At 47.7% G+C, this 11,618-nt stretch carries 9 protein-coding genes; 6 read left to right on the plus strand and 3 right to left on the minus strand.

Annotated elements, in window-relative coordinates; genetic code table 11:
• Nucleotides 1-132: 132 nt before the first annotated feature.
• Nucleotides 133-1,476 (minus strand): restriction endonuclease subunit S, encoded by a 1,344-nt coding sequence (locus tag QMA35_RS03690; RefSeq protein WP_281645778.1) that lies wholly within the window; start codon nt 1,474-1,476, stop codon nt 133-135.
• Entirely contained in the window at nt 1,466-3,094 is a 1,629-nt protein-coding gene (locus QMA35_RS03695) for a class I SAM-dependent DNA methyltransferase (protein ID WP_281645779.1), read from the minus strand. Before QMA35_RS03695 ends, QMA35_RS03690 begins: the two co-directional genes overlap by 11 nt.
• Before the next feature lie 1,314 nt (nt 3,095-4,408).
• Between QMA35_RS03695 and gmk the strand changes: the two genes are divergently transcribed.
• Nucleotides 4,409-5,023, plus strand: coding sequence for a guanylate kinase (gmk, locus tag QMA35_RS03700; protein ID WP_281645780.1), 615 nt, complete (start codon nt 4,409-4,411; stop codon nt 5,021-5,023).
• A 55-nt stretch (nt 5,024-5,078) separates the two neighbouring features.
• Here the strand turns inward: gmk and QMA35_RS03705 are convergent, their stop codons facing one another.
• Nucleotides 5,079-6,467 carry an aminopeptidase gene (locus QMA35_RS03705; RefSeq protein ID WP_281645781.1) on the minus strand — a complete coding sequence of 463 codons (1,389 nt, stop codon included), beginning with the start codon at nt 6,465-6,467 and terminating at the stop codon, nt 5,079-5,081.
• A gap of 573 nt (nt 6,468-7,040) precedes the next feature.
• Here QMA35_RS03705 and rpoZ point away from each other — a divergent pair.
• The 5 genes from rpoZ to QMA35_RS03730 all read left to right on the plus strand — a co-directional run bounded on the left by rpoZ (nt 7,041) and on the right by QMA35_RS03730 (nt 11,596).
• Nucleotides 7,041-7,292, plus strand: coding sequence for a DNA-directed RNA polymerase subunit omega (gene rpoZ / locus QMA35_RS03710; RefSeq protein ID WP_281645782.1), 252 nt, complete (start codon nt 7,041-7,043; stop codon nt 7,290-7,292).
• A 103-nt stretch (nt 7,293-7,395) separates the two neighbouring features.
• On the plus strand, nt 7,396-9,519 hold the full coding sequence (spoT, locus tag QMA35_RS03715; protein ID WP_281645783.1) for a bifunctional GTP diphosphokinase/guanosine-3',5'-bis pyrophosphate 3'-pyrophosphohydrolase: 2,124 nt from the start codon (nt 7,396-7,398) through the stop codon (nt 9,517-9,519).
• Nucleotides 9,520-9,582: 63 nt separating this feature from the next.
• Entirely contained in the window at nt 9,583-10,563 is a 981-nt protein-coding gene (locus QMA35_RS03720) for an endonuclease/exonuclease/phosphatase family protein (protein WP_281645784.1), read from the plus strand.
• Nucleotides 10,564-10,644: 81 nt separating this feature from the next.
• Nucleotides 10,645-11,034, plus strand: a complete 390-nt coding sequence (locus QMA35_RS03725; protein WP_281645785.1) for a RidA family protein — start codon at nt 10,645-10,647, stop codon at nt 11,032-11,034.
• A 91-nt stretch (nt 11,035-11,125) separates the two neighbouring features.
• A complete protein-coding gene (locus tag QMA35_RS03730) occupies nt 11,126-11,596 on the plus strand; it encodes a hypothetical protein (RefSeq protein ID WP_281645786.1) in 471 nt (156 codons plus the stop codon).
• Nucleotides 11,597-11,618 lie beyond the last annotated feature (22 nt).

Consider the following 11,618-nt stretch of genomic DNA (forward strand, 5'->3'; position numbering starts at 1 on the left):
GTCAGTACCTTATGAGTGACCTGTTAAGTATGCCACTGCAAACAGGTCAAAGGCGACAATGGCCTGTTCCAGCTGTGCTTCATCGAAGGGTTTATAAGAAAGCTTCATCGTATATCCTTATCGCTGGCGTCCTTAAGCTACGGCGGCTTCAGTCTGTTGTTTGGCTTCCGGGATGCGGAGTTCGCCGGAGATTAGTTTGGGTAGCAGGGTGTCTCGGAGTTTTACTAGTTCCTCTGTTCCGCAAATATTGTGACGAACCTTTTTGAAAAAATCTGATGTAAAGTTTTGGTATTCATCAACAACACTTTTTGCTGGAACTAACAAGCGCATGTTATGAACATGATTTCTGTTGAGGGTAGGTACTGCTGACCCTGAGTTATACTGTTCTAGCCCCAGAGTTTTTAGTAAATGATAGGCATGATAAGGGTTAGAGTTTTTATACTCTTTGATCCATAAAGTTGTATTTAAAGGCCAAAAATCATCCTGAACGATCATGACTTCGCCAAGTTTACCGCTTCGTCCGGTCACAACCCCAGGTCCTTTGACTTTAAATTCTGAATGGGTTCCATCTTGCCCACTGGTAACCATCAGAGGGTATTTTCCAGGGGTACGCTTACTTTTGGGTAAATCAAATCCACGCTGTAGAACCAGCATGTCTTCAAGACAACCAATCTCCCACCCCTCAGGAATCCACCCCATCTCAGCATCAAACACAAATGCACTGGGAAACAGCTGGCGAATCGCTTCCGGCAGTGGTGCAGGTGCATTCTTATCAAAAGAGTCACCTTCGTGCAGAGCTTTGCGCTGTTCGGCTCTTCTCGTGGCAGAGAGTTGTAATGGTTCGGGAATGGTGTTGCCCGCCGCCAGTGCGTTATCAATCACCGGATCAAAATTCACAAACCAGCTTTTGAACAGGGCTTGCGCCATGTTTTCAAGGGTTTGGTTGGTTTGGCGGTTGAGTTGGATTTTGTCGTCCAGAGTTTTTAGAACGTCAACTACTCTATCCTGCTCTGTAATTGAGGGATTAGGGACTTGGATTTTCTTAGCAGAACCAACATTGAAGTGCTGCTGTACCGCACCAACTACATGAGAATTGACTTGCTGACCTGCCGCGACTGAGTTCATAAAATAACTCAGAAAATGAGGGTTCAGCCGTTTTTCATCAACTCGAACAATAACCAAGTCAGAACAATTAGCTTCCTTCAAGGTTTCTGGGATTACACAAGTCGTACCTGGCTTACCTGTTCTGACTATCGCAACATCACCAGGGCTAAGAGCAGACTTCTTTAACTTCGTATGAAACTCTGGTGAAACATATCGAATATCATCCCACTTGAGTGAGTGTTCATCGATATTTTTTGAGCGCAGAAAGGGGATACCACTATCAACGTACTCATGCGTCATTGAGCCTACAAAGCCAACTGTAATCTCTTTCGAGAGTTCATTCAGCTCGACAGTTGGCCACTTATTTTGCATAACCCAACACCTCCAGATTCCCACGGATCACAGCATCCAACTTCTCCGCTTCCTGCATCTGCTGGTAAAGGGTCTGGCTCAGTTCGGCCATCTTGGTTTCAAACGGAATACCATCGTCTTCCAGTTCGGCAGCGCCTACATAGCGCCCTGGTGTCAGCACATAGTCGTTGGCTTTGATCTCATCCAGAGTGGCTGCTTTGCAGTAACCAGCAACGTCTTCATAGTCGCTGTTTTCGCCTTCCGTCGCTCCCGGCATCCTGCCTCCTGCGACATTGGCACATCCCTGTGCGGCACCTCTCCATGCATGGTAAGTGCGGGTGATTTCGGCAATATCGTCGGTCGTCAGTTCTTTGTTGGTGCGGCTGATCATGGAGCCCATCTGGCGGGCATCAATAAACAGGGTTTCACCTTCACGGCCTTTCGTACCCTGTTCAGGATTGCCCTTTTTGTTCTTGGTCAGGAACCAGAGGCAGACCGGAATCTGGGTGGTGAAAAAGAGCTGCCCCGGCAGAGCGATCATGCAGTCCACCAGATCGTTCTCGATCATCTTTTTTCGTAGTTCACCTTCACCGCTGGTGTTGGAACTCATGGAACCGTTGGCCAGTACAAAACCAGCCGTGCCGTTCTCCGACAGCTTGCTGATCATATGCATGATCCAGGCGTAGTTGGCGTTGCCGGTGGGTGGGGTTTCGTAGCCGTCCCAGCGTGGGTCGTCGGTGAGTTCGTTGTCGGCTCGCCACTGCTTCTGGTTAAACGGCGGGTTGGCCATAATAAAGTCGGCTTTCAGGTCTGGGTGCTGATCTTTAAAGAAGGTGTCGCCTGCCACATCGCCCAGATTGGCTGAAATACCACGAATCGCCAGGTTCATTTTCGCCAGCTTGTAGGTGGTGCTGGTGTATTCCTGCCCGTAGATGGAGATGTCTTTGCGGTTACCCTTATGGCTGTCCACAAACTTTATGGACTGCACAAACATACCGCCGGAACCGCAGCACGGATCGTAGATTTTGCCTTTGTACGGCTCAATCATATCGGCAATCAGCGTAACCACTGATTTAGGCGTATAGAACTCGCCCCCGCCTTTGCCTTCAGTGGCGGCAAACTTACCGAGGAAGTATTCATAGACCCGACCCACCAGGTCTTCTTCGGTCATATGACATTCGTTGGCGAGGGTATCGATATTGTTAATGGTGTCGATCAGCGCAGACAGCTTGCTGCCATCCAGCCCCAGACGGGAGAAGTAGTTATCCGGCAGGGCTCCGGCCAGTGATTTGTTGTTCTTCTCGATATCGTGCAGCGCGGTATCAATCTTCACCGCAATATCATTCTGCTTGGCGTGCTTGAGAATAAACGACCAGCGGGATTCTTCCGGCAGATAGAAGACATTGTCCTTGGTGTAGAAATCCACCATATCGACAAAGTCAGCACCGAAGTCGTTTTCGATCACGGTCTTCTGGGCTTCAAACTTGTCGGAGATGAACTTGAGGAAGATCAGACTGAGGACGATGTGCTTGTATTCGGAGGATTCAACACTGCCACGGAGCTTGTTGGCGGAGTCCCAGAGGGTTTCTTCGAAGCCTTTGGTGGATGCAGAAGAGGCTTTGGCGGGTTTTTTGGCCATGAGTCGGGTACTTAAAATAAGGTGAGGCTGAGGGATATTTGGAAGCTGCTCAGCGTATAATATTGGAGAGATTGTACTGCGGCAGACTCAAAATAAATACAAAGTTCATCTGTTATACAGTACGTACTCAGGCTTCTTATTGAACAATGTTGATTTTCATGGCATCAAAGGGTTCTAACTATAACCTTTGCCATATTAGACAGGGATAAGATCAATAGGGAAAGCTAGGAGAACCCGTGAATCACACGATGTGAGCCAATACGAAATCAGTTACCTGAGGCGCATGATAGAAGACTATTTCAATAGATACATGAGCCTACAGAGGCGGGTCCATTTCGAAGGAGCATCCTTCAGGTCAACGTCAGAACAGAAGGAGCAACTTAGAGCTCGTCCGATGCGGTTATGCCCGACTTGCAAAATGAGCCCAGGGGAAAACAGAAATCACTGGGTCAGCGATCATAGACCACCAGTTGCTCTCGAAAAGCGTAATTCATGGCTTCTTTACCCTCAATTTTACCCTCAATTTTACCCTCAATGTTGCCGCTGTTCAGCGACACAGAAGAACAGAAACGATGTGAATCGTCTGGGGAGACTCATGGCTGTATTAGTTGCGGTTCCAGAACAAACAGTGCAACAGTTGCAGATCATTACCCTCCCAGCGCGTTTCAAACGGCATACATGGTTCAACTGTTTAAAGAAATACAACTGTCTCATCATTTGAAAAAGAGATACTTGGTCGAGCAATGCTGGGCATGTAGCAATGAACAATCCGCAAGGGTAAAAGCAATTGTAAAAATGTCCCGAGACATAGCAAAACGTCTGGGCATAACCGTCTACTCCTGAAATAGCACAATTCAAACCCGGAAGCCCATGAAATAAACAGCGCTCAAGTTTGAAAAAGGGTTGAGTGAATTAGTATTGCCCCCTTATCCTCAGATACATAATTTGTTTTACGCCGCCCTACAGATGGTAAATCGTTATGCCGTAGAGTCAGCTGTCGGCAAACCACAGAGACCAGAGCAAAAAAGTGGGCTAGAAGATAAAATTCAAATCAAACCTACTATGCCAGCATGTTATCAATTCCATTCGCTGACAAAGAACGCTTAAGAGTGGCCTTAAATCTTTTCTACAACTATCCGGAAATTCCGGATAGTCACCCCGTATGGTGCGTTCCCAGTCTCTTCCTTTATAATCTTCTTCATTAAGAGCATTGTGAATTATCCAGCTTGTTATCTTTATGACTTAAACAGGTTGCGGTGACTCATACCCGGAGCCTCAAAGCAAGAGCCTCAAAACAAGTTTAAGACTGATACTATGAGCAAAGGCACTCTCTACATCATCGCGGCTCCTTCCGGAGCTGGTAAAACCAGCTTGGTAACCCAACTGGTAAAAACTACCCGCTACATTACTGTGTCTGTCTCCCATACCACCCGTGATAAACGCGAAGGTGAGGTTGACGGGCAGCACTATCATTTTGTATCTGTCGATACTTTCCAGCATATGATTGGCAAGGGTATCTTCCTTGAGCATGCGGAAGTATTCGGTAACTTCTACGGTACCTCTCAGGTGTGGGTAGAAGAACAACTTGAGAAAGGTATCGATGTTATTCTGGAAATCGACTGGCAAGGTGGTCAACAGGTTCGCCGCCTGATGCCTGACGCCATTGGCATTTTCATTTTGCCGCCTTCCCAAAAAGAACTGCACCAGCGTCTTACTGGCCGAGGGCAGGATGACGACAATATTATTGCTCACCGTATGGCGAAAGCTGTGAGTGAAATGTCCCACTACAACGAGTTTGAATACCTCATCATTAATGATGATTTTGATGAAGCGTTGTTTGATTTGAAAGCCGTGATTCGCAGCCAGCGTCTGGGCCTGGAATTCCAGAAAGAATACCGAAAAGATTTGCTATGTGATTTACTGAAATAACCACACCGATGTAAACAAAAGCCAGAGTGAGAAAACTCTGGCTTTTGTTTATTTATCAGGCGTAAAAGGCTTTGTACGCGCGGTAGATCTCATGCACATCAAACTTGGAAGCAATTTCCATTGGAGAGTGCATAGACAGCAGTGCAGCGCCAGCATCGATAGTACGGATACCGTATTGGGCCAGCAGCATAGCTACTGTGCCACCGCCGCCTTCGTCCACCTCACCCAGCATACCTGTCTGCCAGGTGATGTCGTGGGAGTCAAATAAAGCACGCAGCTCGCCTACAAATTCAGCATCAGCATCGTTACTGCCATTCTTGCCACGAGCACCGGTGTACTTGGTCAGAACAATACCGTAACCCAGCCTGGAAGCGTTCTGGGAGTCGTGAACCTGTTTGAACAGAGGGTTCAGACCAGCGTTTACATCGGAAGACAAAGCACGGGAATTCCAGAAACTGCGACGAACAGCGTGACGATCGTCTTTGCTGGCAGGCATGCGTGCAGCCAGCTCTTCCATGAAGTGCTCAATGTAACGGGATTCCAGACCGGTAGAACCGTTGGAACCGATCTCTTCCTTATCAACGAGGAAGCAAACAGCAGTACGCTCAGGAGTGTGATCCAAACCGATGATGGACTGCACAGAAGTCCATGCACAGATACGGTCGTCATGACCGTAAGCACCAATCAAACCACGATCCAGACCAACGTCACGAGCCTTTTCTGCAGGAACCAATTCCAGTTCTGCGGAGATGAAATCTGCTTCAGTCATGTCGTACTGTTCGTTCAGCTTCTGCAGAACGTTGTACTTCACCTGATCTTTGATGTCTTCATCAGTGATTTCGCAAGGAATGGAACCAACCAGAACGTGCATCTCACTGCCCTTCAGCACTTCGCTGGCTTTGCGGTCGCGCTGAACCTTCTGATCCAGGTGTGGCAGCAGATCAGGAATAACAAAAACAGGATCGCTTTCATCTTCACCAATAGTGATGTTTACTTTGGTACCGCTCTTCAAAGCCACAACACCATGCAGAGCCAGTGGACGGGAAGCCCACTGATACTTCTTCACACCACCGTAGTAGTGAGTCTTCAACAGACCAAACTCGGAATCTTCGTACAGAGGCTTCTGCTTGAGGTCCAGACGTGGGGAATCCACGTGGGAAACAACAAAATTCACACCTTCAGAGATGTTTTCGCTGCCGATGACCGCCAGAACCAGGTTTTTATCGCGCAGGTTGAAGAAAACCTTGTCGCCTGGGTTCAGAACGTCTTTGGACATCGCATCCACGAAACCACGCTCTTCAGCCAGCTTCTGGGATTCGATAACAAATTCACGTTCTGTTTTTGCCTTGTTCAGAAACGCTTTGTAAGGCTCACAGAAATTAATAATCTCCTGACGCTCTTCACCTTTCAGCTGTTTCCAGCCACTTTCCTGCTTGTACAGCATTTCAATTCCTTGGGTTTGTAACCGGTTGGACAGAATCAGTGACCGATTCAAATCATCTACAGGTATTTACAATACCCAACAATGATTCGAGTACCCTGTCGAACCATGTTGAGTACTATTTCAAATTGGGATTAACAATTGCGGAGCAGAATATTACTGAGAGTGAGGTTAGTTATTGATTTAAAGCAATTTTTCCCCAGACTCAGGAACGTTTGGAACTCTGTTTATTCGCCCGTTTTTAGTTTTTCCCACGACTATGGTATTTCTCATTTCTATCTACAGGTCTTCTGACTCCTATCAAATCCCCATAGTCACCGGCTCCTAAGCAGTAGAAAGGTGTGTTTCCCGCCTTGTCAAAATCGCTATTTATTAAGTAAACTGGCAGTTTGCGGGTTGTTGTCTGTGTTTGACCAGCGCAGCGCAGGGTTCACTTACAGATTTAGTCTGTAACTACACTGTAATCCTGATATCCGAAATTCTGTCAAACCTTGGCTTGCAGCTCTTAATGCGGCCCTGGAACAGCCTATATAGACAAGCTGAATCAGCTTGCTAAAACAGAGAGTGGAGCACACCGTGGCGCGAGTAACCGTTGAAGACTGCCTGGATCATGTAGACAACCGTTTTGAACTGGTTATGGCCGCTAGCAAGCGTGCACGCCAGCTGACTATTGGTGGCAAGGACCCCAAAGTTGACTGGGAAAACGATAAAGCAACTGTTGTTGCCCTGCGTGAAATCGCCGAAGGAAAGATTGATCCCAAGCTGATTGATCTGGAAGACCGTGAAGATGACGATGCAGGTATGCTGCTGGCCGGGCTCGAAGGTTAATTCCTTCCCCTACCTAAAACACCTGCACGAGCAAGGTCGCGACATGCAATATCCGTTTGTTCACAGACAGGAAGAAGTTTACGCCTGAAAGGAGGAGCGGATATTGGCGACCATCGATGATCTGGCATGGCGGCTTAAAAGCTACCTGAATTCTGATCAGATTAATCAAGTTCGGCGTGCATATTATTACGCCGAGCAAGCTCATGACGGCCAGAAGCGCCGTTCCGGCGAACCTTACGTAACTCATCCTTTAGCTGTCGCCTGCATTCTTGCTGATATGCATATGGATCATCAAAGCCTGATGGCTGCGATGCTTCATGATGTTATTGAAGACACCAGCATTCCCAAAAGTGCCATTCAAAAACAGTTTGGCGAAACTGTTGCTGAAATTGTTGATGGTGTCAGCAAGCTGACCCATGTGGAGTACGAAGACAAAACTCTTGCGCAAGCAGATAACTTCCAGAAAATGGCTCTGGCCATGGCCCGCGATATTCGGGTTATTCTGGTGAAGCTTGCCGACCGCCTGCACAACATGCGCACCCTTGGCGTACTTCGCCCTGCTAAACGACGACGTATTGCCAAAGAAACTCTCGATATCTATACCCCTCTGGCACAACGCTTGGGTATGCACCAGATTCGTATAGAACTGGAAGATCTTTGTTTCACTGCCATGTATCCCATGCGAGCCAACCTGCTCTTAAAAGCGGTTCGCAAAGCCCGTGGTAACCGCAAAGAAATTGTGAGTGGCGTTGTTGAAAGCATTAATAACCGACTGGAGAGCGAGTCTCTGAAAGGTCGGGTTATGGGGCGGGAAAAGCACCTGTTCAGCATCTACTCCAAGATGAAAGAACAGAGCAAATCGTTCACCGATATCATGGATGTGTTTGGCGTCCGAATTATCGTGGACAGCGTCGATAGCTGCTACCGAACCATCGGGCTTGTCCACAACCTCTTCAAGCCCATCCCCGGTCGTTTCAAAGATTACATCGCCATTCCCAAAGCCAACGGTTACCAGTCTCTCCACACCACTCTCTTCGGCCTTCACGGCATTCCTGTAGAAATTCAGATTCGTACACAGGAAATGGAGGACATGGCCAACAATGGCATTGCTGCACATTGGCTGTATAAATCTGGTGACGAAGCTTTAGTTGGTAGCCAGAGTCGTACTCACTCCTGGCTGCAAAACCTGCTGGAACTCCAGCAGACAGCAGGCAACTCTCTCGAGTTTATTGAAAACGTTAAAATCGACCTGTTCCCTGATGAGGTGTACGTGTTCACTCCCCAGGGTGACATTATGGAAATGCCTCGAGGTGCAACACCTGTCGACTTTGCCTACGCCGTCCACACCGACATTGGTAACACCTGTGTTGCCTGCCGGATTGATCGCAAACTGGCATCCCTGAGTCAGACATTAAACAGTGGCGAAACTGTTGAGATTATCACTGCTCCCGGCGCCCGCCCTAACGCGGCATGGCTGAACTATGTAATTACCAGTAAGGCGCGTTCTAATATTCGCCACTACCTGAAAAATCAGCGTCAGGTGGAATCTATTGCCCTTGGTCGCCGTTTGCTGAACAAGGTTCTGGTCAGCCTTGGCAGCAGCCTTGATAAGATTTCCCAGAACAGCCTGGACGCAGTTCTTGCCCATACCGGCTGTGTACAACTGGATGAACTGCTGGAAGATATCGGTCTTGGCAACCGGATGGCTTATGTTATTGCCCGCCGCTTGCTCGACATTCAGCTTATGGAACCGGATCAGTTGGATACCTCCAGCCCCGAGAAGCCTCTGACAATCAAAGGCACAGAGGGCATGATTATCAGCTTTGCGCGCTGCTGCCATCCAATTCCCGGCGATCCTGTTGTTGGCCACGTTAGCTCTGGTCGTGGACTGGTTATCCACAACGAAGGCTGCAGTAATATCTCAGAGATTCGCCACAGTCCGGAGAAAATTCTGGAAGTGGACTGGGATAAAGACGTTCAGGGTGAATTCACTGTCGAGCTCAATGTTCAGGTTGATCAGCAACGGGGCATGATTGCCTCCATTGCCACAGCAATTACAGCAGCTGAGGCCAGCATTGAGAAAATCAGTGTGGAAGAGCAGGGAACCCGTTGCAGTAAGGCTCTGGTTTTGATCAGCGTAAAGGATCGAGTTCATCTGGCTCAGATTATCAAGCGCATGCGTACCATCAGAGGTGTTCACTCCATCTCACGAGAGAAAGAGGTCTAGACCTCATATCTCCTCCTTGGCTTCCGATAACCCTTCCGTAAGGTTATCGGAAGCCAAGAACCCATGAAACCATTCCATCTCTTCATTCTTCTTTTTTGCGCACCCCTGTTTGCCAGTCAGGAGTTCAATGAATTCCCATGGCAGGGTTTTGCAGATACATCTGTAAGGCTCTGTCCGGAAGCAAGCCATAGCGCAGCCACCCTTGAAGACAAAATCAATATTTCTTGTTCACTCGAAGGGGAAAACCAAACCAGATTCCCGGCACAGCCCAAGAATGAGCTAAAGGTTGTTGAGTGGAACATTGAGCGAGGTTACAAGCGACATAAAATTGCCGCCTGGCTCGAAGCCCAGCAACCTGATATTGTTTTACTCAGCGAAGTAGACAGAGGCTGTGCCAGAACTGGTTACCGACAAATTGCTCAGTACCTCGCCAGCGAGTTAGGAATGTATTACGTCTATGGAGTCGAGTTTGTAGAAGTGGATGATTTCTGTGAACACGGCAACGCTATCCTTTCCCGTTACCCTATGGGAAATGTTGAGCTTATTCGCTTTAAATCTGCCAGCAGCCGTTATGTTTTCAATCGTGACGATGAACTTAGAGTGGGTGGCAGAATGGCACTGTCTGCTGATGTGCTTATTGGTGAACAAACCCTGCGAGTGTATTCAACGCACCTGGCTTCTCACTTTAAAGATGCCGGTCATCGCCATGACCAGACAGAAGAGATTGCCGAACATCTAAAGTCGGTAAAAACGCCAATTGTTGTCGGCGGTGATATGAACACTCACACATTCTTTATAGAAGCTCGCCTGGGTCTTAAGAGCACTTATGTGTTGAAACCTCTCTATAAAGCTGGCTTGAAAGATGCTCACAAAGGTCTGTCAGCATCCAAACGGACTACCCACCCGGGAAAACCAAATACGATCATCGATTTTATATTTTACAAACGGGCAACCCTTACCTCGGCCAGCGTGTGTTCTGAGGACAGCTGCAGGAGGCTTTCTGATCACCTCCCGATTCAAGCAACAATAAAGTTGAAAAAATAGCATAGTGCTTATGCTATGGACTGAAGTGCCACAAGCTGCCATGCTCATTTCCCCTCAAACCCAATAAATAAGTGCTTCACAATGAGCAATAAGCAGATTATTCATACAGAAAGTGCACCTGCCGCCATCGGCACCTATTCCCAGGCAGTTAAGGTTGGCACCACCGTATACGTTTCTGGTCAGATTCCTCTGGTTCCTGCCACCATGGAAATCGTTGAAGGTGATTTCAAAGCCAAGGCACGCCAGTGCTTCGAAAACCTGAAAGCTATTGCTGAAGCTGCCGGTGGTTCTCTGCAAGATGCAGTAAAAATCAACATATCCATGACTGACTTGAGCAACTTCCCTCTGGTGAACGAAGTTATGGCTGAATACATTCAGGAGCCTTACCCTGCACGTGCAGCTGTAGGTGTAAAAGAACTGCCTAAGGGCGTACCTGTAGAAGTTGAAGCGATCCTGTCTCTGAACTCCTAATATCAAAGTGCCAGAAACTACTAACAGCAAAGTCATGAACCCCGAATAGGGAGTATTGTCTGATACAAGCTGAAATTATGGCTTTGCTGTTATGTGTTCACCTTTACTTTTATCACCTCAAACATCTCTCCCACTGATAGAAGCACAGCCTTCAAAGTGCTCTCACCCGCATTGCCAGAAATACATACCTGCCCAGCACACTCATGGCAAAAATGGCTTCCCTATTGTTCGAATAGCAGAACGTTCTACTGAGCGAGTCAATCCTGAAGCGACCTGTCCAAACCAAGCCTTTAGCCTGCAAAAAGATGAATTCTGCCCAGGATTACAAACACTGGATTTCTGGATCAGGGTAAAGTATTACCAAACGAAAGAAAAAGAAATGCTGGAGGAACTGAGTGAGCGCTGGCAACAACTCAGTAAGAAAAACTTTGAAGATGCCCGCTGGAACGATGAGCTCAAAGTGTTTTTACAGGAGTACAAAGCGGATATGGATACTTTGTCCGAAAGTGTAACCAATGTTTTTACCTATCTACCTTTTCTGGCTCTTTCGCAGGTTGGCTGATCATTTCTGAGCCTCCTGTCGA

The organism is Parendozoicomonas sp. Alg238-R29 (assembly GCF_947331445.1).
GTDB lineage: Bacteria > Pseudomonadota > Gammaproteobacteria > Pseudomonadales > Endozoicomonadaceae > Sansalvadorimonas.

Coding starts and splice junctions, on each gene's coding strand:
- QMA35_RS03695 (WP_281645779.1), bottom strand. CDS start 3,094: ATGGCCAAAAAACCCGCCAAAGCCTCTTCTGCATCCACCAAAGGCTTC.
- gmk (WP_281645780.1), top strand. CDS start 4,409: ATGAGCAAAGGCACTCTCTACATCATCGCGGCTCCTTCCGGAGCTGGT.
- QMA35_RS03730 (WP_281645786.1), top strand. CDS start 11,126: ATGTGTTCACCTTTACTTTTATCACCTCAAACATCTCTCCCACTGATA.
- QMA35_RS03690 (WP_281645778.1), bottom strand. CDS start 1,476: ATGCAAAATAAGTGGCCAACTGTCGAGCTGAATGAACTCTCGAAAGAG.
- QMA35_RS03725 (WP_281645785.1), top strand. CDS start 10,645: ATGAGCAATAAGCAGATTATTCATACAGAAAGTGCACCTGCCGCCATC.
- QMA35_RS03705 (WP_281645781.1), bottom strand. CDS start 6,467: ATGCTGTACAAGCAGGAAAGTGGCTGGAAACAGCTGAAAGGTGAAGAG.
- QMA35_RS03720 (WP_281645784.1), top strand. CDS start 9,583: ATGAAACCATTCCATCTCTTCATTCTTCTTTTTTGCGCACCCCTGTTT.